Consider the following 20,344-nt stretch of genomic DNA (forward strand, 5'->3'; position numbering starts at 1 on the left):
GTCAAAGCGAAGGCCGCATGATGCGGCCGATGCCTGACAATCCGCAGACGATGCAGGTGTTCCTGCACCAGTCGTGACTTCATTGGGGCCTTTTTGTGCAGGGAGGGAACCGATCCGCTTTCAGAATCGTCGTTGATCGTCTATCGCGCTCGTGGCGATGCACTTCGCGAGCATTCCACCCCTAAAATTTCAGGAGATGATGCAATGACGATTACGGGAATTGCCCACCTTCAGCCGGTTGTCGCGCTTATCGCGGGCATCCTCATTCTCATCATGCCGCGCCTTCTGAATTACATCGTCGCGATCTACCTGATTTTCGTCGGGATCGTCGGATTGGGTATCATTCACTGAGTTGACGGTTCAGGCCGGAAGTCCGCTTGAAGAACCCGCGAGGGATTTGAACCGTCCCTAGCCGAAAGTTGGTATTCCGGCACCCAGCTATGCGTCAGGCGCGCCTTGCATCACGCCTTGAAACCGTGGTGTAACGCGCCTGCTTTCCAATTCCATCCAGCGACTGGCGGTCATGGCAAAAGCTCTCTCCAGGGTCAAAAAATCATCTGCAAAAGCAAAGTCCTCAGTAAAGCGCGCGGCATCGTCTCCGGCGCGTAAGAAAGTCGGAAAGGCACCGCCGCGACCGGCCCCCAAAAAGCCGGCTGCAAAAGCCAAGGCCGCGAAGGGCTCTGCCAAGACTGTGAACAAGACCCTGAAATCCTCTCCCGCCAAGCGCGCGGCGAATACCAAGACCGCCGCAAAAGCCGGAAAATGGGTTTATTTGTTCGGCGACGGCAAGGCCGAAGGTAAGGCGGGCATGCGTGAGCTGCTCGGTGGCAAGGGCGCCAATCTCGCCGAGATGTCCAATCTCGGTCTTCCGGTACCGCCCGGCTTCACCATCCCGACCACGGTCTGCACCTACTTCTACGCCAACAACAAGAGCTATCCGAAGGAGCTGAAGGCGCAGGTCGAAAAGGCGCTGGAAGCCGTCGGCAAGATTGTCGGCAAGAAGTTCGGCGATGCCAAGAACCCGCTTCTGGTCTCGGTGCGCTCGGGCGCGCGGGCCTCGATGCCGGGCATGATGGACACTGTCCTCAACCTTGGCCTCAACGACACCACGGTCGAGGCGCTGGCTGCGAATTCGAACGACCGCCGCTTTGCCTATGACAGCTATCGCCGCTTCATCACCATGTACTCGAACGTGGTGCTCGGCTTCGAGCATCATCACTTCGAGGATGTGCTGGACACCTACAAGGACAGCAAGGGCTATTCGCTCGACACCGATCTCAACGCCGACGACTGGCAGGTCATTGTCGGACGTTACAAGGAGGTGATCGCGCGCGAGACCGGCAACGATTTCCCGCAGGATCCGCACGAGCAGCTCTGGGGTGCGATTGGCGCGGTGTTCGGTTCGTGGATGACGGCGCGCGCCGTGACCTATCGCCGCCTGCACGACATTCCCGAGTCGTGGGGCACCGCCGTCAACGTGCAGTCGATGGTATTCGGCAACATGGGCGAGACCTCGGCGACCGGCGTTGCGTTCACGCGCAATCCCTCGACCGGCGAGCGCAAGCTGTACGGCGAATTCCTCATCAACGCGCAGGGCGAGGACGTCGTCGCCGGCATCCGCACGCCGCAGGAAATCACTGAATCCGCCCGCAAGGAATCGGGTTCGGACAAGCCGTCGATGGAATCCGAAATGCCGGATGCCTTCGCGGAGCTGACGCGCATATATCAGAAGCTCGAAAAGCACTACCGTGACATGCAGGACATGGAATTCACGGTCGAGCAGGGCAAGCTGTGGATGCTGCAGACCCGTAACGGCAAGCGCACCACCAAGGCTGCGCTGCGCATCGCGGTCGAGCTCGCCAACGAAGGCCTGATCTCGAAGAAGGATGCGGTGGCGCGCATCGAGCCTGCTTCGCTCGATCAGTTGCTGCACCCGACCATCGATCCCAATGCCGAGCGCGATGTGGTGGCGACTGGCCTTCCGGCCTCGCCGGGTGCCGCGTCCGGCGAGATCGTGTTCTCCTCGGATGAAGCTGCCAAGCTGCATGCCGATGGCCGCAAGGTCGTGCTGGTGCGTGTTGAGACGTCGCCGGAAGACATTCACGGCATGCACGCCTCCGAGGGCATCCTCACCACGCGCGGCGGCATGACCTCGCACGCTGCCGTTGTGGCGCGCGGCATGGGCAAGCCCTGCGTCTCCGGCGCGGGCAGCATCCGCGTCGATTACGGTCGCGGCACGATGTCGATCGGCAACCGCACCTTCAAGGCGGGCGATGTCATCACCATCGACGGCTCGCTCGGTCAGGTGCTGGCCGGTCAGATGCCGATGATCGAGCCGGAACTGTCCGGCGAGTTCGGCACGCTGATGGGTTGGGCCGATCAGTTCCGCAAACTCAAGATCCGCGCCAATGCCGATACCCCGGCGGATGCGCGCACCGCGCTCAAGTTCGGCACCGAAGGCATCGGCCTGTGCCGCACCGAGCACATGTTCTTCGAGGAAACGCGCATCCGCACCGTCCGCGAGATGATCGTCGCCGAAGACGAACAGGCCCGCCGCGCGGCGCTTGCAAAGCTTCTGCCGATGCAGCGCGCCGACTTCGTCGAACTGTTCGAGATCATGAAGGGCCTGCCCGTCACGATCCGTCTGCTCGATCCGCCGCTGCACGAGTTCCTGCCGCACACGCAGGCCGAGATCGAGGAGGTCGCGCGCGTTCTCAACACCGACCCCCGCAAGATCGCGGATCGCGTGCGGGAGCTTGCCGAATTCAACCCGATGCTCGGCTTCCGTGGCTGCCGTCTTGCGATCGCCTATCCGGAGATTGCGGAGATGCAGGCGCGCGCCATCTTCGAGGCGGCGGTCGAAGCCGCCAAGCGTACCGGCAAGCCGCCGGTGATCGAGGTGATGGTGCCGCTGATCGCGACCCGCGCCGAGTTCGACATCGTGCGCGAGCGCATCGATGCGATGGCGCATGCGGTGACCAAGGAGACCGGCGGCAAGCTGACCTATCAGGTCGGCACCATGATCGAACTGCCGCGCGCGTGCCTCAAGGCGGACGACATCGCCAAGACGGCGGAGTTCTTCTCCTTCGGCACCAACGACCTGACGCAGACGAGCTTCGGCATCAGCCGCGACGACGCCGCCTCGTTCCTTGGGCCATATGTCGCCAAGGGCATTCTGGAGACGGACCCCTTCATCTCGCTCGACCGCGACGGTGTCGGCGAACTGGTGCGGATCGGCGCGCAGCGTGGCCGCAAGGTGCGCGCGAACCTGAAGATGGGCATCTGCGGTGAGCATGGCGGCGACCCGGCGTCGGTCGCATTCTGCCATGAGGTCGGGCTGGATTACGTGTCCTGCTCGCCTTACCGCGTGCCGATCGCGCGTCTGGCTGCGGCGCAGGCCGCCCTCGGCAAGACCGCCGCCGGCCAGGCCTAAGAAGCGCTTTCACGATTTTCAGGCCGTACCTTCGTCATGAAGGTGCGGCCTGATGCTTTTTGTGCGTTGACTGATTTTTTACCACACTGTGAAAACCGCCATTTACCAAGCATTACGGCGTGATCGCCGAAATGGTGCGATATTATTGCGTGTGGCGCGCCTGCACCGCAATTAACCCAGCGGCAACTTTAATTCGATAACACCAAAAACGATCAAATTGCACTGAATGTGCGAGGAGATCGCGTGTGTGTAGTGTTGTTGCGTGAGCGTAATGATGGTTATGTTGCGTGACAGGCTGAAGGGCGCAAATTTTGCGCCCTTCAGTTTTGTTCTCTGCCTTCTCGCGATGATGCCGACCGAAATCGGTTATCAGGACATCGCTTCGCAGCTCGCGCACCAGCCGGGCGTCGCGCAGCGCTGGCAGCAGCATCTGTTTGCGACCCCGCGCAATGCGCTCCGCATCGCTTCCTTCAATTTCGTCCGCCCGATCGGCACCGATGTACCCGATGCCGCCTCGGTGACGCTTGTGAGCCTTGGCGGCCGCAATTCGGATATCACCGGCTCGCTCGGTGGGGGTAACCCGTTCGCTCCGGCGGTCCGTCCGCTGCAGGCCTCCGATTATCCGGCCGTGATGCGTGCCGCGAAGGGAGATCGTCTGCCGTTGGCCGTGCCGCCCGCGCATTCCGTCTCGCCTGCGTCGCAGAATGTTCCGGCTGAAGATGCGAAGGCTGCCGCCGAGAACACGGCTGCAGGCGAGCCGCTTGATCAGGAATTGCAGGAGGCGCTGAACTCGCCGCGGCTGCCGCAATATGACGCGCCCAAGACCGACGATGCCGTTCTTGATGACAGCGCGCTGGCAGCACTCCACGCAACGTCCAGTCATGCGGTCGCGCCGCGCGATCCCTTCACGGTCAAGACCGCGAGCCTGTTCTTCGGCAGCTCCGCGCTCGGCGACACCGGCGAAACGCTGGAGCGCTGGCAACCCGGCGAGGAGCCGGTCGTGATCCTGCCGAGCGGCGATCCGGATCTGAAGCAGCACGTCTCTCTTACGCCGAATGCCGATCCGTCGGCAGGTGGAGAGTCGATTGCGCCCAAGGGCGAGGTCAACAAGGAATCTCCTGCGCAGCGCCTCCATCTCGATGCGAAGGCGCGCGCCAAGGGTGAGAAGTGCCTTGCAGAGGCTGTGTACTTTGAAGCACGCGGCGAAGCCGTGCGCGGCCAGATCGCGGTGGCGCAGGTGGTGATGAACCGCGTGTTCTCTGGCTTCTATCCGACGACGATCTGCGGCGTGGTCTACCAGAATAAGGGCCGCCATCTCGCCTGCCAGTTCACATTTGCTTGCGACAACGTCCGCGATGTCATCAACGAGCCGGACATGTGGGAGCGGGCGAAGCGGATCGCCAAGGCGACGCTGGACGGCAAGCTGTGGCTGCCAGAAGTCGGCAAGTCCACGCATTATCACGCCTACTGGGTGCGCCCGTCATGGGTGCACGAGATGAAGAAGATGTATCGCTTCGGCGTCCATACCTTCTACAGACCGAAGGCATGGGGCGACGGCAAGGACGCGCCGAGCTGGGGCAACGCCGCACAGACGGCGGAGATTTCCAAGGAACTGGTCGCGGAAGCGAAAAGCTCGGCCGAGCTGGAAGCCCGGCGATAAGACGCCGCGCTTACACTTCAATATCCAGCGCGACGTCGAAATTCGGAGCCGAATGGGTCAGTGCGCCGGACGACGCATAGTCGACGCCGGTCTTCGCGATCTCTGCGATGCGATCCACGGTGACGCCGCCCGACACTTCCAGCACCACGCGGCCCGCCGCAAGTGCAACCGCCTCGCGTAGCGTCGAGATATCCATGTTGTCGAGCAGCACGACGTCGGCCAATCCGGTGCCGAGCACCTCGCGCAACTGATCGAGCGTGTCGACCTCGATCTCCACCTTGACCAGATGCCCCGCGACCGCGCGGGCACGTTTCAGCACCTCTGAGATACTGCCTGCCACCGCGATGTGGTTGTCCTTGATGAGGATGGCATCATCGAGCCCGAAGCGGTGGTTGAAGCCGCCGCCGCAGCGCACGGCGTATTTCTCCAGCGCGCGCAGGCCCGGCGTGGTTTTGCGGGTGCAGCAGATGCGCAGCTTGGTGCCTGCGGTCTGTTTCACATAGCTCGCCGTCAGAGTGGCGATGCCGGACAGGCGGCCGACGAAATTGAGCGCGACGCGCTCGGCTGCGAGCACGGCGCGGGCGGGGCCCACGATGGTGAGAAGCGATTTCCCCTTCGTAACGGTATCGCCATCGCGGGCGTGAGCCTCGATCTTCATCTCAGGCGCAAGCTGCCGGAACGCCTCGATCGCGAGCGGCAGGCCCGCGATGATGCCGGGCTGCCGCGCAACCATGACCGCGCGGGCAGGAGTTTCTTCCGGAATGGTGGCGATGGAGGTGATGTCGCCGGCGCGGCCGAGGTCTTCCGCGAGCGCGTGCCGCACGGCGTCCGTGATGGTCGGCAGCGCCAGAAAGCCATCCGGGAGAAGCAGCGAAGCGGGGGACGTTGTTGCCGTCATGCCAGGCTTCCGATCACCTCGGCGAGCGAAGGCGTGCGGACGAGGTCTGCCGCGACATGGCGTGCGGCGGAGAGCGTCGTCATGGTGCGGCGGGCAAAATCGGGATTGGCCTTCGGAAAATCGGAGCGGAAATGCGCGCCACGGCTTTCCTCGCGGACATAGGCGCTGGTTGCGATGAGGAGCGCCGTCGTCGCCATGTTGCGCAGCGCGATGCTTTCGGAGGTGGCTTTGATTTCGCCAAAGACGCGGATCGCCTTCGCGAGTCCATCGGCGTCGCGGATGACGCCGACATGGGTGCTCATCGTCTTGCGCAATCTGGCCTCGAGATCTTTTTCAGGCGCAGACGAATGTTCCTTCGTGGCGGATGCGATGGGATCCGGCGCCTGCCAGTGAAGGCGGCGGATATCGTCGGCGATGCGCGCGGCATAGACCACGGCTTCCAGCAGCGAGTTGGAGGCGAGACGGTTGGCGCCATGCGCACCGGTGGACGACACTTCGCCCGCGGCCCACAGGCCGACAATCGACGAGCGTCCGCGCCCGTCCACGGCGATGCCGCCCATGTGGTAATGCGCGGCGGGCGCAATCGGGATCGGTTGCGTGGCGGCGTCGATCCCGCCCGCGAGGCAGCTTTCATAGACGGTCGGGAATTTCTGGGCGAAGGCTGCGCCGACGGCTTTGGTGGCGTCGAGGAATGCGCCGCGTCCGGCGGCGATCTCCGCGAACACACCACGCGCAACGATATCGCGCGGCGCAAGCTCGGCGAGGGGATCGATCTTGAGCATGAAACGCTCGCCGTCACCGTTGATCAGCGTCGCGCCTTCGCCGCGCAGCGCTTCGGTGGCGAGCGGGGCGGGGTCCTTGCCGATCATCACGGCGGTCGGATGGAATTGCACGAATTCCGGATCGGCGATCACCGCGCCCGCGCGGGCGGCGATGGCAAGACCACCGCCATAGGATTCGGCGGGGTTGGTGGTGACGGCATAGAGATGACCGATGCCTCCGGTCGCGAGCACCACGGCGCGCGCGGGCAACGCAAGCGTCTCTCCATTAGCGGTGCTGCGCAGCTGCAGTCCCGTCACCGCGCCATTCGCGACCAGTAATTCCTCGGCGCTGTAGCCTTCGATCACTTTGATCGACGGCGTCTTGCGCACGGTCTCGATCAGGGCGGTGACGATAGCCTTGCCGGCACGGTCGCCCTGGACATGGACGATGCGGCGCGCGGAGTGCGCGGCCTCGCGGCCAACCGCAAGCCTGCCTTCAAGATCGCGGTCGAACGGCACGCCATAGCTCAGAAGGTCATCAATGCGTCCCGCGGCTTCGCCGGCCAGCCGATGAGCAACTGCTTCATCGACGATGCCGCCGCCGACGGCGATGGTGTCGCGCGCGTGCGCTTCAGGGGTGTCGCCTTCGCCGACGGCTGCGGCGATGCCGCCCTGCGCCCACACGCTGGACGCGCCTTCGCCGAGCGAGGCGGCCGAAATGACAGTGACGGGACGTGGAGCGAGTTTCAGTGCGCAGAACAGGCCCGCAAGCCCCGCGCCGACGATGACGACATGATCGGGCGACTGCACCCGAGCGGCTTCCTTGTGGCTCATGCCGTTTGCCTTTGATGCGCCGGCCGGCGGTCCATAAGGCCGCCGGTTGTCCGGCTTTTGGTCAGTTCTTCAGATTCACCATCCGCTCCACCGAGCGGCGGGCCTTGTCCGCGATCATCGGGTCGATCACGATTTCCTCGCGCATGTACAATAGGCTGTCGAGGATCTTCGGCAGCGTGATGCGCTTCATGTGCGGGCACAGATTGCACGGCTTGACGAAGTTGATCTCCGGCAACTCCGCCTGCACGTTGTCGGCCATCGAACATTCGGTGACCATGACGACGCGCTTGGGTTTGTTGTTGCGAACCCAGTCGATCATGTGCGCGGTCGAGCCGGTGAAGTCCGCTTCCTTGATGACGTCGGGCGGACATTCCGGATGCGCGATGATCTGCACGTCCGGGTCGGCGGCGCGATAACTGCGCAGCTCGTCGCCGGTAAAGCGCTCGTGCACCTCGCACGCGCCCTTCCAGGCGATGATCTTCACCTTGGTTTTCGTCGCAACGTATTTCGCAAGGTACTGGTCCGGCACCATGATGACGGTGTCGCTGCCGAGGCTCTCGACAACCTGCACGGCGTTCGAGGAGGTACAGCAGATATCGACTTCGGCCTTCACATCGGCCGAGGTGTTGACGTAGGCGACCACCGGCACGCCGGGGAAGCGCTCGCGCAACAGGCGCACGTCCTCGCCGGTGATCGATGAGGCGAGCGAGCAGCCCGCGCGCGAATCCGGGATCAATACGGTCTTGGCCGGGTTCAGGATCTTCGAGGTCTCGGCCATGAAGTGCACGCCGCACTGGACGATGACGTCGGCTTTCACTTTCGTCGCCTCAATGGCGAGTTTCAGCGAGTCGCCGCCGACGTCGCCGACGCAGTGGAAGATTTCCGGTGTCTGGTAGTTGTGCGCGAGGATCACGGCGTTGCGCTCGCGCTTCAGGTCGTTGATCGCCTTGATGTAGGGCGCCATGAACGGCCACTCGACCGGCGGGATGACTTCCTTGACGCGCTCATAGAGGTGCGCGGTCGCGCGCTCGACCTCGGGAGTCCATTCCAGCGAGGGCGACGGCAGCGAGGTAAAGCGTTCGCGTGACGGACAGCGGTCAGCGGCCGGGTTCTTGGGTAGAGCGGGAGTGCCGAAGTCTTCGGGTCCAAACAGTCCAGTCAGCGGCATGGTCATCTCCCTATATACTCGAATTGAGCATATATGGTGTCTGAGAAAACCGGCGAAGGCCGGTGTGTTGCCCTACCTGAACTTTCCGCCGGTATGGCGATCAGTTATCCTCAACTAGAGCAAAACAAATATAACAGGTCTTTGACGTCCTCGCCAGAGCTTCCTGCAAATTTATTCCGCCGGGAATAGGAGGGCTTCTGCATAACACCATCGTCGATTTGACGCCCCGCTTCTCGCCACTACTGTTCGCCTGCACGAATGAAGGAGCAAGTTGTGGGAACGTTCAAAGCCATCCGCATCGACAAGGCCGAGAAGGGCACTGTCGCGGCGCTGACGCAGTTCGACGAAAGCGAGTGGATGGAGGGCGACGTGGTCGTCGCCGTCGAATGGTCCACCCTCAACTACAAGGATGGCTTGGCGCTCACCGGCAAGGGCCCAGTGGTGCGGCGCTTCCCGATGATCGCCGGAATCGACTTCGCGGGCACTGTGATTTCGTCCGAAAATCCGAAGTGGAAGGTGGGCGACAAGGTGATCGGCACCGGCTGGGGCATGGGTGAAACCCATCTCGGCGCCTATGCGGAGAAGACCCGCGTCAAGGGCGACTGGCTGGTGCGGCTGCCGGCGGGCATGAGTGCGCGCGACGCGATGGCGATCGGCACGGCTGGCTTCACCGCCATGCTGTCGGTGCTGGCGCTGGAGAAGCACGGCATCACGCCGAAGGATGGTCCTGCGATCGTCACCGGGGCTGTCGGTGGCGTCGGCTCGGTCGCGGTGAGCCTGCTGGCGAAGGCCGGTTATCACGTCATCGCCTCCACCGGCCGCGCCAGTGAAAGCGGTTATCTCAAGGATCTCGGCGCGGCGGAGATCATCGGTCGCGATGAACTCTCAGGGCCCGCAAAGCCGCTCGCCAAGGAGCGCTGGGCGGCGGGCGTGGACAGCGTCGGCTCGACGACGCTCGCCAACGTGCTGTCGATGACCAAGGCCCATGGCGCCATCGCCGCCTGCGGGTTAGCTGCCGGCATGGACCTGCCGACCACCGTCGCGCCTTTCATTTTGCGCGGGGTGTGCCTTTTGGGTATCGACTCGGTGATGTGCCCACTCCCTCTGCGGGAAGCCGCCTGGGCGCGGCTGGCGAAGGATCTGGATAAGGCAAAACTTGCTGAAATAACTCGTGAAATTTCGCTCGACGAGGTGATTGCCGCCGGTTCCGATATTCTCGCGGGCAAGGTCCGTGGCCGCGTGGTGGTGAAAATAGCCTGAGGATGTTCAGGCTTTGCAAACCATAGTGCTCCATTGTTGCCATGGTTGATATGGTAATCAGGGGCTTAAGATCGGCGTTTGTCGCGGTCTCATCCCGAATGTCACGAGTTGGAGTGGTTCGCATGTTCGCGCGATTGGCTTTTGGTGTTGCGCTTGCCGGGTGCGCGGTCGCACCCGCTTTCGCCGAGCAGATGGATGCCAGTCAGGCGCGCAAGTTCGTTGCCAACAAACTGTTCTCCTTCACCTGCTTCGACGGCACCAAGGGCGCCGGCCGCATCTATGAGGACGGCTCCGCGGCGGGATCGGTCCAGTTCGGCGGCTCGGGCCCATTGCGCCATATGCGGTTGCCCAGCAACACGCTTCAGGTCCGCTCCGGTGCGGTCTGCGCCTCGATCAAGGGCATGCCGTTCGAGCCGTGTTTCAACCTGAACAAGTATGACGAAGTCAGCTTCCGCGGTTCGGTATCCGGGCTAGGATTCGCTTATTGCGATTTCCACCGCCAGGGCAATGTCCGCACCTTCCTGACGCGGATGATCCGCAAGCCGCGCTCGCTGCATCCGCCACACAAGACGGAGGCGAACGCCGAGGTGCGTTCCGAGCCGGTGGCGGAGTTGCGCCGGACCAAGACCGACTAAGCGACCAAATTCATCAATCGTGCGAGATGTGGTGCTTGCGAATGCGCCGCACGGTCGCCCAGATCGCCAGTGCGGCGACCGGGATGAAGGCGGCGATCATATAGGCTGGCTCGATATGGACGTAGCCGGTCTCGTGAGCCGCCTTGGCGACGTAGCCGAACAGGCTGACCACGTAATAAGTGATCGCCGCGACCGACAGCCCTTCGACGGTGGTCTGCAACCTGAGCTGCATGCGCGTGCGCTCGTTCATCGATTTCAGCAGTTCCTGATTCTGCTTTTCCAGTTCGACATTGACGCGCGTGCGCAACAGGTCGGCGGCGCGTGACAGCTTGAGCGACAATTCGGTCTGCCGCGTTTCGGTGGTGGTGCAGGTGCGGATTGCGGGCGCCATCCGCCGGGCGAGGAACGAGGTCCATGTCGGCAAGCCGCCCATCTTGTGCTCGCCGATGGTCTCCAGCCGCTGGTGGATGATTTCGTCATAGGCGCGCGTCGCGCCGAAACGAAACACGCTAGCGGCGGCGCCGGCTTCGAGGTCGGCGGCGAGGGCGGCAAGTTCATCGAGCAATTGGCGGTTGCTGCCGAGGTCGTTGGCCTCGCGCATCTTCTGCGTCACTTCCGCGAGCTTGTGCTCGATCCGGTTGATCGAGGGCAACAGCCGCTGCGCTTCCGGCAGACCGAGCAGCGCCAGCGTCCGATAGGTTTCGATCTCGATCACGCGCTGCACCAGCGCGCCCGCGCGTTCGCTGCTGAGGCCGTTATCGGTGATGAGAATGCGGACGAATCCCGACGGATCGAGCCGGAAGTCGCTTGCGTAGGACGCGCTCCCGTCGCTGTTCTCGGCGCTTGCAAGGCTCGCGCGATCGAAAATCTGCTCGACCGGAAGGTGATCCGGATTCTTCTGGAGGATATGCAGGTCGATCGCGACCAGCAGCGGGCCGGGTTGAGGGATTGCGCGTGTCTGCGGCTCTAGTATCGCCACGTTCGGCGTGAACGGCGCGTCATTGAGGGCGGACGGCATCTCCCAGGTGTAGGTGGTGAATTCGGAGTGCTGCTCCCAGCGCAGGGCGGTCGCGCCGAGCGAAACGCGGTAATGGTTTTCCGAAGGCCGTGGTCCCGGAAGGCCGCGGGCGATGCAGAAAGCAAGAAGGTTTTGGCGGTCAATCTGGGCGGCGGTCTCATCGGTGTGAAAGCCGAAATGCAGGATGCGCCGCGGCACGGGGAGTGCGGTGAAGGGGCGGGCGTGCAATTCGTTGAGGATCGCCGCGCGCAGCCGGTGCGGTACCAGAGGAGGAATCATTGCCGGTTTGTCTGACAGTGCGGCGGTCGTTACATCGTTGGTCAAAGGCTTGATCCTGCAAATCGTCTTTACGCAATGGGCGAGCTGATGAATTTTTCGGGCGGCTTTGACGTGGTGTAAAGCCTTTTCATGAGCCCGGCTATGCGCCAGACGGTTGTGGCAGACTACCTGCGTGCACGCACCCGCAGGCCCGGAGCAGGGCGCTCCTGCAACACTTCGCGGCGAAAACGAAACAGGGCCGCAGGCCGTCCGCCCGTCCGCGTCGACATCTCGCCGGTCGGCTCGGTCAGCGCCCCCGCTTCGACGAGGCGGCGGAAGTTCTGCTTGTGCAGATGGCGGCCCGAAATCGCTTCCACCGTATGCTGCAATTCCGTCAGCGTGAATTCCGGCGGCAGCAGTTCGAACACCACGGGGCGGTACTTCAGCTTGGAGCGCAGCCGCGCGATCGCGGTCGCGAGAATGCGGCGGTGGTCGAAGCGCATCGCGACGCCGAGCGGCGGCAACGACTTGCGCGCGAGCGCAGCGGAGCGGCCGTCGCGCTTGGCTTCCTCAACGAGGCCTGCCTCATAGAGAAGCTCATAACGGTCGAGGACATGCTCCTCGTCCCAATGGGTGCCTTCGGCGCCAAAGTAAAGCCGCACGCGATCGGCGCGGCCGAGCGCCCGGTTGGCGTTCCGTGCATCCGATGCCGCCGCCCATGCCTGCAGGGCGGGAAGAATTTCCCGGTCGATCATCGCAGGCTTGGCGACGCGCCAGTCTTCCCAGGGGAAGTAGCGGTACCACGGTTCGAATGTCGCGCCCTCGACCTTGGGAGAGGATTCGCCATCGACGCCGCGCGTCAGCGCAAGATAGCCGATGGAGGCGACATGCACGCCGGTGTGGTCGAGCGTTGCGTGGCGGCCCCGGTCGCCGAAGGTATAGAGCTGCTCGACATAGCCGAGGCTGAGGCCGGTCTGTTCGGCCACCCACGCCCGCAGGCCGATTTCGAAGGTGCGATGGCTGACCGCGTCGAACGGGCCAAACGGCAGGCCCGCAAGTTCATCCTGTCCGCTGCCCGGTGCGGTGAGGATCAGTGGTTCGTTGTCGTTGATCGACACGATGGCAGCAGTCAGGCCGATCTCGATGGGGGTCAGCGACTTCTCTGCCATCGCCTCACTCAAGATCGATATGGAATGGACGGCCTTCGAGAACGGCGCTGCCCGGCCCAATGCGTTCGACGGCGCGGATCATGCGGCCTTCGCGGCCGAGCGCGCGATCGGCCAGTTGCACGATCAACCTGTTCGGACTTGCACTCGGAGAGGCCGCACGAATGGCCTTGGCGATGTCGTCTTCGGCGCGGCGCGGGTTGAGCGCGCAAGCCGCCATGAACGCGGTCGCGGTGGAGCGGCTGATTCCGGCGAAGCAATGCACCACGAGAGGTGCGCGGCGATCCCAGCGCCGCACGAAATCGAGCGCTGTATTGATATGTGCAGCTGCGGGAGCCGTGAAGCCGTCGGCAACCTCGGTGATGTCGTCCATCGAGACGCGCAGGTGGTTGGCATCGAGCACGGAAGCGGGCGTTTGCGCCTTTTCGACCTTGCCCATTACCGTGATGATGTGGCTCGCGCCGATGGCGGCGACGGTCGGGTGGAGTTCGGCAAGCGAGCAGACGTGGATCATTATGGCCTCGTGACTGTGCCCTCTATACGTCAGGGCGCAGCGCTGCGAAAGCGCGTAAAAACCGGAACAATTATGCGATCAGCGACTGGCAACGCGCGAGAAACTGTCTTTCCGCCTTGGTCGCGGACCACGGCGTGAGATAATTCTCGACGGTCGCAGGATTGAGCTTGGGGTCGCGGCCGAACAGGCGTTTCGCCTCGGCCTGGCTGAAACCCGCCAACGAGGTAGCTTCGAGATAGGCCGCGCCCATGTCGGCGGTCTTGATCAGGGCTTCGATGTCGGCAGGCAGGACAGCGGGCAGGCCGAAATGCAGATGGATCGCCGCGAGCAGCCGCTTCTCCACCGCTTTGTAGGAGCCGCCGATCACCGCCTTGAACGGTGAGATCATATCGCCGATCACGTATTCAGGGGCGTCGTGCAGCATCGCCGCGAGCCGCACGCGGCGGTCGATGCGTGGCGAGCGTGTGCGCAGTACTTCTTCCACCAGCAATGTGTGTTGCGCGACCGAAAAAATGTGCGCGCCATGAGTTTGTCCGTTCCAGCGGGCAACGCGGGCAAGGCCATGCGCGATGTCCGCCACCTCGATGTCCAGCGGCGAAGGATCGAGCAGGTCGAGCCGCCGCCCCGACAGCATCCGTTGCCACGCGCGGGCGGCTTTTTTCGGAGGCATATGTTTCGCGGTCATTTGGCCTTGCGTGCTCGTTTGGGTTTGCCGCAGGTCGCGTGGCAATGGCAGGTGACCATGTGGTCGTTGACCATGCCGGTTGCCTGCATGAAGGCGTAGACGATGGTGGGGCCGACGAACTTGAAGCCGCGCTTCACCAGTTCCTTCGACATCGCAATCGATTCCGGCGTCGCGGCAGGGACCTGGCTCTTGCTGCGGAAGCGGTTGACCTTCGGCGCACCATCGACAAAATCCCACAGCAGTTTCGAGAAGCCGGGGCCTTCCTGCATGATGACGAGGTAAGCCTGCGCGCTTTTCACCGCGCCCTCGATCTTGGCGCGGTTGCGCACGATACCGGCGTCGTTCATCAGCGCGGCGATCTTCTTCGCGTCGTAACGTGCGATCTTCACCGGATCGAAATTGTCGAACGCTTTGCGGAAATTGTCGCGCTTGCGCAGGATGGTGATCCACGACAGCCCGGCCTGAAAACCATCGAGGATCAGTTTTTCGAACAGTGCGCGGTCGTCATATTCCGGCACGCCCCATTCCTCGTCGTGATAGGCGACGTAGAGCGGGTCTTCGCCCGGCCACGCACAGCGCGAAACCTTGGCTGCCTTTGCTGGCGTGGCGCTCATGCGGACGCCTTCTTCGGCGGCTGGATGTCCTGCGGTGCGATGAAGGACAGCGGATGCCCGTCCGCGAGGACAGGCGTGCCTGCCTCCACCGCATCCGCGACGCGGTCGATGCGCAACAGTGCAAGCCCGCGATCGCCTGCGGATGAACCGAACGTGCCGAGTGTTTTCTCTCCTGCCGTCACCGGCGTTCCGGCGGCGATGGCATCGCCAAGGCCGACGCGAACGATGCGGGTGCGCGCGGTGCCGCGATGCTGCATGCGGGAGACGACCTCCTGACCGATGTAGCAGCCCTTGTCGAAGTCGACGCCATGCAGACGGTCCATGTTGGCGTCATGAGGGAAGGCATCGTTATAGGCGAAGTCGATGCCGCCGCGCGGCGCGCCGCATGCGATGCGATGCGCCTCGTATTCGGTTTCATCAACCATCTGCGCGCCGATTGCTGTGGTGGCCTTGCCTGCAAACTCTTGCGGCAGCAGCACGCGCCAGCCGAGTGATTCATCGCGAGGATCGGCAAAAGCGAGATCCGGCGTCATCTGCGGCTCTCCGCCCCAGACGGCAAGCACACCGAAAGCATCGGAGAGGTTTTCGATCGCGACCTTGGCGCGCAGCTTGTAGATGCCAAGGCGCGCGGCGAGCGGTTGTGCCAGCGATTTCGGACAATCGAGCAGAAAGCCGCCGCCATGGCCGGCCGGTATTTCAGTGACCAGAAAATCGGCGATGATCTTGCCCTGCGGCGTCAGCAGCGCGCCGAAACGCCCGAGTCCCGGCCGGACCAGATCGATATTGGTGGTGACGAGGCCGTTGAGAAAGTGGCGGGCATCCTCGCCGCCGACTTTGACCACGCCCCGATCGGTGAGAAATGCAGATTTCATGGGATTCTTGAGTGGCGGATTCTTGAGGTTTTGACCGGCAGAAGTTTTGCGAAGAATCGCGCAACGCCGATATCGCTGCGAAACGTAAGGCTGTAAGGTGCGCGCAACAAGCCCCGCGCAGGTCTGCGCAGGGCAAATTATAGTATCTCAGCAACTTCGGCACTCAAGATTCGGGCATTCAAGATAATGGCTCAAACTTTCGATCTCATCCTCAAATCCGGAACCGTGGTCAACCAGGACGGGGAGGGCGTGCGCAACATCGGCGTGACGGCGGGCAAGATCGCCGCGCTCGACGTACCGGACAACGCCAGCGCGGGCGAGGTGATCGACTGCAAGGGCCTGCACATCCTGCCCGGCGTGATGGACACGCAGGTGCATTTTCGCGAGCCGGGCCTCACGCACAAGGAAGATCTGGAAACCGGCTCGCGCAGCGCGGTGCTGGGCGGCGTCACGGCGGTGTTCGAGATGCCGAACACAAATCCGCTGACGATCACGGAAGAAACCTTCACCGCCAAGATCAAGGCCGCGCATCACCGCATGCATTGCGACTTCGCCTTCTTCATCGGCGGCACGCGCGAGAACTATCGTGAATTGCCGGAGCTGGAGCGCGCGCCGGGCTGTTCGGGCGTCAAGGTGTTCATCGGCTCCTCGACCGGCAGCCTGCTGGTGGAGGATGACGACGGCCTGCGGAAAATTCTCGGCGTGATCCGTCGGCGTGCTGCGTTCCACGCCGAGGACGAATACCGCCTCAACGAGCGCAAGAACCTGCGCATCGAAGGCGACCCGCGTTCGCATCCGGTGTGGCGCGACGAACCCGCCGCGCTGATCGCGACGCAACGCCTTGTCGGCATCGCGCGCGAATACGGCAAGCGGATTCACGTCCTGCATATCTCCACCAAGCAGGAGATCGACTATCTGCGCGACCACAAGGATGTCGCGACCTGCGAGGCGACGCCGCATCACCTCACGCTGGCGGCGCCCGAATGCTATGAGCGGCTTGGCACCCGCGCGCAGATGAACCCGCCGGTGCGCGACGCCAGCCATCGCGACGCGATCTGGCGTGGCATCTCGCAGGGCATCATCGATGTGCTCGGCTCCGATCACGCGCCGCACACGCTGGAAGAAAAATCGAAAACCTATCCGGCGTCGCCGTCCGGCATGACCGGCGTGCAGACGCTGGTGCCGATCATGCTCGATCACGTCAATGCGGGGCGGCTGTCGCTGGCGCGGTTCGTCGATTTGTCGAGCGCGGGGCCCGCGCGCATCTTCAACATGGCCTGCAAGGGCCGCATCGCTGCCGGTTACGATGCCGACTTCACCGTGGTCGACATGAAGCGCAGCGAGACGATCCGCAACGAGGACAATGCCTCGCGCGCGGGCTGGACGCCGTATGATGGAGTGAAGGTGAAAGGCTGGCCGGTCGGCACGGTCGTGCGCGGACGCCGGGTGATGTGGCAGGGCGAACTGGCGACGCCTTCGCAAGGCGAGCCCGTGCGTTTCATGGAAACGCTGAAGCCTTGATCTTGTCGTCCCCGCGAAGGCGGGGATCCAGAAACCTCGATCGTTATTACTGGACTTGTCGGTTTTCTAAAAGTGCGATCAACGGATCGGAAAATGGCATGACCAGCGAAGCAGTGTCGGTGATTTTTGGAAGTATGTTTGTTTTTAGCTGTTACAGCTTAGGGGCACTTTCCAAAAGTCTTCCTCAAAAGCTGAAGACCATTTTGTTATGGGTCAGTGCAGCGCTCATCTTGTTAACCGCGCTGATTAGCGAGAGTGTTTACCCCATACCCGTCATTTTTCTTGGCCTTGGCCTTCTATTTCTTTTTATTGGTAGATGGGAACGGGCAGCAGATGAAAAAAGAGGATTCCGATTCCCGTTTCAGGATCGCTCAGAATAAGCGCGCGCTATTGGCTGATGATGGGTCCCCGCCTGCGCGGGGACGACGTATTGAATATCGACGTCGAAGTTACTGCTTGAACATCACGACCGAGAACTCGCCGCTGCGAATGCGCGCGGGCAGGCCCTCGACGAATTTCGCGACCGCATCCTCGCCATAGGTATTCACGAGTTCGGCGAAGGCAGCGAACAGGCTCGCTTGCGCGAGGCAGTCGCCGTCGATGCCATCGTGAAGCGCCTCGGCCCACGCCTCGTTCAGATAGGTCAGCGCGGCCTGCTTCTGCTCCTGGTCGGGGAGAGGAGCGCGGGAAGGGGCGAGAGGCGAGTACGACATGAAAGAGGACAATCCGGAAAACGGGCGCAAAAGCGCCGTGGCAATGTCCTCGAGCTTTAACATGCAGGGCGGGCCATCCCAGTGAGTTCTTGCGAAAAGGTTAATTTAAAGGGGAGGGCTGTCGATAACTTTAGTTCGCGTATCGCGAGGTCAGGTTCCGGGAAATGTCGGCCCCCTCGATCAGGTAGCGGCGGACGACCAGATGAGCGGCCGGGGTGCAGGTCCGGTAGGTCTGCTGGAAACCGTTATAGCCGCGGTTGAAACTCGCGATCATTCGGGTGCGGCGGTCGCCGGAGGGTGTCTCGGCCTCCAGCAGGGCCTGCATTTCGGTGCGCCATTTCTGGCCGTCATTGGTTCCGCAGATACCGCGCAGGTAATGCAGGGCACCCATAATCTCAGCCAGCCGCTGCAGGTCGGCATCGAACGGTGCGGCTTCGTCCTCCGCGCGGACAGTGGCCGGCAGCAGGATCGAGCAGGTCAGGAGCACGGCGAGGAAACGGCGCAGCATGGCGGCAGGTCTTAACCTTCCCGGCCCAAAGAACGCAACAAGGGAAGCAAGGCGGCTTACAGGGGTCAGACGCCCACGACCTCACGGACGGTGGCGATCACCTCATGCAGGCCGTCCGTGACCATCAGCCCGCGGGTCTCGTCGGGGTCGAACCAGCGGGCTTCCGCAAGTTCGTCGTTCAGCGTGACCTCGCCGGAGACCCAGCGCGCCGCGAACGGCAGGATGATGAAGTGCCCATGCCCGGATTGGACGTGCAGCATTTCGCGGACGCCGGCCGGCCCGGCGATCTCGATGGTCAGCCCGGTTTCCTCGAGGATTTCGCGCTTGAGCGCTTCGGCCATGGTTTCGCCGAACTCGATACGGCCGCCGGGGAACGTCCAGAGCGGTCCTTTGGGATTGTTGGTCCGCCGCGTCAGGAGGATCTTGCCGTCGCGGAAAATGCCTGCGCTGACCGCGACCTGCGGCCGTGAGGCGGTGGAGTCAGTCACGTTTTCAGGATTCCATAATACTGTCGATGTCGGTTCCGTCCGAGACACCGTGGATCAAAGCGCCGGCCATCGCAAGCAAAGGCTGTATCCAGCCGATGGCCTCGGTGGCGAGCTTGATGCGGGTTGCATCCTGCGTGGTGCTGCGCATGCCCTCGCTCACCGCCACCAGGATATCCCGCATCGAGCCGATCACCCGGTCGAATTCGGCTTTCAGGGCAACCTCGGCCTGCTCATAGGCCTGGATCGTGAGTTCCTTGGCCTTGAGGTTGGAGGCCTCGAAATGCTCGCGATAGGTCAGGGGCCGCCAGCTCAGAAAATCCTCGGCGCATTCGGGCATGTCCGGGATCATTTCGAGCAGCATGATCGCTTCATTGAAATGGTTGAGATAGTCGGTCGCGAGTCCGGTGCGCGGGTTGATGTTGTTGTCCTTCAATAGCTGACGGTGTGCGGCCTGGGCGGCCGCATCGGGCAGGTTCGTCGAGGCTGTAGTCTGGGATAACGCCATCGGGAGCTTTGAAGGATCGCAGAGGACCAATTAACATTACAGGACGGCAATTAATGATCGGTATCCGGTTAAAGGGGGACGCATGTGCGGGCGATTTACGCTGACGTCGGCCCCGGCCATCCTGCGACAAGCATTCGAATATGCCGAACAGCCGAATTTTCCGCCCCGATACAATATCGCGCCGACGCAGCCCGTGGCGGTGGTGACCTCGGAGCCGGGCGCGCGGCATTTTCAATTGATGCGGTGGGGCTTTATTCCGGCTTGGGTGAAGGACCCGAAGACATTCTCGCTCGTCATCAACGCCCGCTCCGAGACGGTGTTGGAGAAGCCGGCCTTTCGGAATGCGATCAGACGGCGGCGCTGTCTCGTGCCTGCTGACGGTTATTACGAGTGGCAGAGCAAGGGCGGGCGCAAGCAGCCCTTCTTCATTCATCCGCGTGACGGCGCGCCGATGGGATTGGCGGCGGTCGCCGAAACATGGGTCGGTCCGAATGGCGAAGAACTCGACACGGTCGCGATCGTAACGGCCGCCGCGCGGCAGGAGATGGCTCATCTGCATGCGCGGGTGCCGGTGGTGATCGCGCCGCGCGATTACGCCTGCTGGCTGGACGGCGGAGAGGTTGCGACGGAACAGGCGATTGCCCTGTTACAGCCGCCAGCTTCCGGCAGCCTTGCGTGGCGTCCTGTTTCCACCGAGGTCAATCGTGTCGCCAACGATCACGAGGGATTGCTGGAACGTATCGAACTCTTTTCCGAAGTCGTGAAGCCGGAAGCATCGCTGCGTCCCTCACGCCGCGCGGCGGATGAGAGGCAGGGCTCGCTGTTCTAGCCGC

The 20,344-nt window shown here is 62.9% G+C and carries 22 protein-coding genes; 8 read left to right on the forward strand and 14 right to left on the reverse strand.

All coding sequences use genetic code 11. The features are described 5' to 3' along the window. The first annotated feature begins 204 nt into the window (after window positions 1–204). Window positions 205–351, forward strand: coding sequence for a DUF3096 domain-containing protein (locus tag AC1RNA_RS14465; protein ID WP_009340393.1), 147 nt, complete (start codon window positions 205–207; stop codon window positions 349–351). 87 nt (window positions 352–438) lie between these two features. On the opposite strand, the gene AC1RNA_RS14470 is transcribed toward AC1RNA_RS14465, so the two are convergent. Next, window positions 439–699 (reverse strand): hypothetical protein, encoded by a 261-nt coding sequence (locus AC1RNA_RS14470; protein ID WP_492951563.1) that lies wholly within the window; start codon window positions 697–699, stop codon window positions 439–441. Between AC1RNA_RS14470 and ppdK the strand changes: the two genes are divergently transcribed. Together ppdK and AC1RNA_RS14480 are read left to right on the forward strand one after the other, a co-directional pair. After that, the gene (gene ppdK, locus AC1RNA_RS14475) at window positions 692–3,433 is read left to right on the forward strand and encodes a pyruvate, phosphate dikinase (protein WP_492951564.1); all 2,742 of its coding nucleotides are present in this window, start codon (window positions 692–694) and stop codon (window positions 3,431–3,433) included. The two genes, AC1RNA_RS14470 and ppdK, sit on opposite strands and share 8 nt — an antisense overlap. Window positions 3,434–3,707: 274 nt before the next feature. Continuing rightward, the gene (locus AC1RNA_RS14480) at window positions 3,708–5,093 is read left to right on the forward strand and encodes a cell wall hydrolase (protein ID WP_048757051.1); all 1,386 of its coding nucleotides are present in this window, start codon (window positions 3,708–3,710) and stop codon (window positions 5,091–5,093) included. A 10-nt stretch (window positions 5,094–5,103) separates the two neighbouring features. Here AC1RNA_RS14480 and nadC read toward each other — a convergent pair whose 3' ends face one another. The 3 genes from nadC to nadA all read right to left on the reverse strand — a co-directional run bounded on the left by nadC (window position 5,104) and on the right by nadA (window position 8,754). Continuing rightward, a complete protein-coding gene (gene nadC / locus AC1RNA_RS14485) occupies window positions 5,104–5,991 on the reverse strand; it encodes a carboxylating nicotinate-nucleotide diphosphorylase (protein ID WP_492951565.1) in 888 nt (295 codons plus the stop codon). Further along, the gene (locus AC1RNA_RS14490) at window positions 5,988–7,586 is read right to left on the reverse strand and encodes an L-aspartate oxidase (protein ID WP_492951566.1); all 1,599 of its coding nucleotides are present in this window, start codon (window positions 7,584–7,586) and stop codon (window positions 5,988–5,990) included. Before AC1RNA_RS14490 ends, nadC begins: the two co-directional genes overlap by 4 nt. A gap of 61 nt (window positions 7,587–7,647) precedes the next feature. Continuing rightward, window positions 7,648–8,754 carry a quinolinate synthase NadA gene (nadA, locus tag AC1RNA_RS14495; RefSeq protein WP_009340398.1) on the reverse strand — a complete coding sequence of 369 codons (1,107 nt, stop codon included), beginning with the start codon at window positions 8,752–8,754 and terminating at the stop codon, window positions 7,648–7,650. A 273-nt stretch (window positions 8,755–9,027) separates the two neighbouring features. On the opposite strand from nadA, the gene acuI reads away from it, so the two are divergent. After that, entirely contained in the window at window positions 9,028–10,014 is a 987-nt protein-coding gene (gene acuI, locus AC1RNA_RS14500) for an acrylyl-CoA reductase (NADPH) (protein WP_492951567.1), read from the forward strand. A 122-nt stretch (window positions 10,015–10,136) separates the two neighbouring features. Next, window positions 10,137–10,649: a hypothetical protein gene (locus tag AC1RNA_RS14505; RefSeq protein ID WP_009340400.1), complete on the forward strand. Its 513-nt coding sequence runs from the start codon at window positions 10,137–10,139 to the stop codon at window positions 10,647–10,649. Window positions 10,650–10,662: 13 nt separating this feature from the next. Here the strand turns inward: AC1RNA_RS14505 and AC1RNA_RS14510 are convergent, their stop codons facing one another. From AC1RNA_RS14510 to ygfZ, 6 genes are all read right to left on the reverse strand, one after another. Continuing rightward, complete coding sequence (locus AC1RNA_RS14510; RefSeq protein ID WP_050789618.1) at window positions 10,663–11,946, reverse strand: DUF3422 family protein; 1,284 nt, start codon at window positions 11,944–11,946, stop codon at window positions 10,663–10,665. Window positions 11,947–12,110: 164 nt separating this feature from the next. Next, entirely contained in the window at window positions 12,111–13,094 is a 984-nt protein-coding gene (locus AC1RNA_RS14515; RefSeq protein ID WP_048756704.1) for an NUDIX hydrolase, read from the reverse strand. 4 nt (window positions 13,095–13,098) lie between these two features. Beyond that, complete coding sequence (locus AC1RNA_RS14520; RefSeq protein ID WP_492951568.1) at window positions 13,099–13,605, reverse strand: tyrosine phosphatase family protein; 507 nt, start codon at window positions 13,603–13,605, stop codon at window positions 13,099–13,101. A gap of 70 nt (window positions 13,606–13,675) precedes the next feature. Next, window positions 13,676–14,290, reverse strand: a complete 615-nt coding sequence (locus AC1RNA_RS14525; protein WP_009340404.1) for a YfbR-like 5'-deoxynucleotidase — start codon at window positions 14,288–14,290, stop codon at window positions 13,676–13,678. Beyond that, a complete protein-coding gene (locus AC1RNA_RS14530) occupies window positions 14,287–14,904 on the reverse strand; it encodes a DNA-3-methyladenine glycosylase I (protein ID WP_492951569.1) in 618 nt (205 codons plus the stop codon). The genes AC1RNA_RS14525 and AC1RNA_RS14530 overlap by 4 nt, the downstream gene beginning before the upstream one ends. After that, window positions 14,901–15,776 carry a CAF17-like 4Fe-4S cluster assembly/insertion protein YgfZ gene (ygfZ, locus tag AC1RNA_RS14535; protein ID WP_492951570.1) on the reverse strand — a complete coding sequence of 292 codons (876 nt, stop codon included), beginning with the start codon at window positions 15,774–15,776 and terminating at the stop codon, window positions 14,901–14,903. The genes AC1RNA_RS14530 and ygfZ overlap by 4 nt, the downstream gene beginning before the upstream one ends. A gap of 186 nt (window positions 15,777–15,962) precedes the next feature. On the opposite strand from ygfZ, the gene AC1RNA_RS14540 reads away from it, so the two are divergent. Then, window positions 15,963–17,297, forward strand: coding sequence for a dihydroorotase (locus AC1RNA_RS14540; protein ID WP_492951571.1), 1,335 nt, complete (start codon window positions 15,963–15,965; stop codon window positions 17,295–17,297). A 98-nt stretch (window positions 17,298–17,395) separates the two neighbouring features. Beyond that, window positions 17,396–17,677, forward strand: coding sequence for a hypothetical protein (locus AC1RNA_RS14545; RefSeq protein WP_492951572.1), 282 nt, complete (start codon window positions 17,396–17,398; stop codon window positions 17,675–17,677). 69 nt (window positions 17,678–17,746) lie between these two features. Here AC1RNA_RS14545 and AC1RNA_RS14550 read toward each other — a convergent pair whose 3' ends face one another. From AC1RNA_RS14550 to AC1RNA_RS14565, 4 genes are all read right to left on the reverse strand, one after another. Further along, window positions 17,747–18,010, reverse strand: coding sequence for a hypothetical protein (locus AC1RNA_RS14550; RefSeq protein ID WP_009340408.1), 264 nt, complete (start codon window positions 18,008–18,010; stop codon window positions 17,747–17,749). Window positions 18,011–18,140: 130 nt separating this feature from the next. Next, window positions 18,141–18,518, reverse strand: a complete 378-nt coding sequence (locus AC1RNA_RS14555; RefSeq protein WP_492951573.1) for a TIGR02301 family protein — start codon at window positions 18,516–18,518, stop codon at window positions 18,141–18,143. A 65-nt stretch (window positions 18,519–18,583) separates the two neighbouring features. Continuing rightward, complete coding sequence (locus AC1RNA_RS14560) at window positions 18,584–19,006, reverse strand: NUDIX hydrolase (RefSeq protein ID WP_009340410.1); 423 nt, start codon at window positions 19,004–19,006, stop codon at window positions 18,584–18,586. 4 nt (window positions 19,007–19,010) lie between these two features. Beyond that, on the reverse strand, window positions 19,011–19,511 hold the full coding sequence (locus tag AC1RNA_RS14565; protein WP_009340411.1) for a hypothetical protein: 501 nt from the start codon (window positions 19,509–19,511) through the stop codon (window positions 19,011–19,013). Between the two features lie 82 nt (window positions 19,512–19,593). On the opposite strand from AC1RNA_RS14565, the gene AC1RNA_RS14570 reads away from it, so the two are divergent. Continuing rightward, complete coding sequence (locus AC1RNA_RS14570; RefSeq protein ID WP_492951574.1) at window positions 19,594–20,340, forward strand: SOS response-associated peptidase; 747 nt, start codon at window positions 19,594–19,596, stop codon at window positions 20,338–20,340. Window positions 20,341–20,344 lie beyond the last annotated feature (4 nt).

This window comes from Afipia sp. GW821-FHT14H12 (assembly GCF_058803465.1).

Coding starts and splice junctions, on each gene's coding strand:
- AC1RNA_RS14540 (WP_492951571.1), top strand. CDS start 15,963: ATGGCTCAAACTTTCGATCTCATCCTCAAATCCGGAACCGTGGTCAAC.
- AC1RNA_RS14515 (WP_048756704.1), bottom strand. CDS start 13,094: ATGGCAGAGAAGTCGCTGACCCCCATCGAGATCGGCCTGACTGCTGCC.
- AC1RNA_RS14510 (WP_050789618.1), bottom strand. CDS start 11,946: ATGATTCCTCCTCTGGTACCGCACCGGCTGCGCGCGGCGATCCTCAAC.
- AC1RNA_RS14525 (WP_009340404.1), bottom strand. CDS start 14,290: ATGACCGCGAAACATATGCCTCCGAAAAAAGCCGCCCGCGCGTGGCAA.
- AC1RNA_RS14520 (WP_492951568.1), bottom strand. CDS start 13,605: ATGATCCACGTCTGCTCGCTTGCCGAACTCCACCCGACCGTCGCCGCC.
- AC1RNA_RS14545 (WP_492951572.1), top strand. CDS start 17,396: ATGACCAGCGAAGCAGTGTCGGTGATTTTTGGAAGTATGTTTGTTTTT.
- AC1RNA_RS14480 (WP_048757051.1), top strand. CDS start 3,708: ATGGTTATGTTGCGTGACAGGCTGAAGGGCGCAAATTTTGCGCCCTTC.
- AC1RNA_RS14550 (WP_009340408.1), bottom strand. CDS start 18,010: ATGTCGTACTCGCCTCTCGCCCCTTCCCGCGCTCCTCTCCCCGACCAG.
- AC1RNA_RS14505 (WP_009340400.1), top strand. CDS start 10,137: ATGTTCGCGCGATTGGCTTTTGGTGTTGCGCTTGCCGGGTGCGCGGTC.
- AC1RNA_RS14565 (WP_009340411.1), bottom strand. CDS start 19,511: ATGGCGTTATCCCAGACTACAGCCTCGACGAACCTGCCCGATGCGGCC.
- AC1RNA_RS14530 (WP_492951569.1), bottom strand. CDS start 14,904: ATGAGCGCCACGCCAGCAAAGGCAGCCAAGGTTTCGCGCTGTGCGTGG.
- AC1RNA_RS14465 (WP_009340393.1), top strand. CDS start 205: ATGACGATTACGGGAATTGCCCACCTTCAGCCGGTTGTCGCGCTTATC.
- nadC (WP_492951565.1), bottom strand. CDS start 5,991: ATGACGGCAACAACGTCCCCCGCTTCGCTGCTTCTCCCGGATGGCTTT.
- ygfZ (WP_492951570.1), bottom strand. CDS start 15,776: ATGAAATCTGCATTTCTCACCGATCGGGGCGTGGTCAAAGTCGGCGGC.
- nadA (WP_009340398.1), bottom strand. CDS start 8,754: ATGCCGCTGACTGGACTGTTTGGACCCGAAGACTTCGGCACTCCCGCT.
- AC1RNA_RS14570 (WP_492951574.1), top strand. CDS start 19,594: ATGTGCGGGCGATTTACGCTGACGTCGGCCCCGGCCATCCTGCGACAA.
- AC1RNA_RS14490 (WP_492951566.1), bottom strand. CDS start 7,586: ATGAGCCACAAGGAAGCCGCTCGGGTGCAGTCGCCCGATCATGTCGTC.
- AC1RNA_RS14555 (WP_492951573.1), bottom strand. CDS start 18,518: ATGCTGCGCCGTTTCCTCGCCGTGCTCCTGACCTGCTCGATCCTGCTG.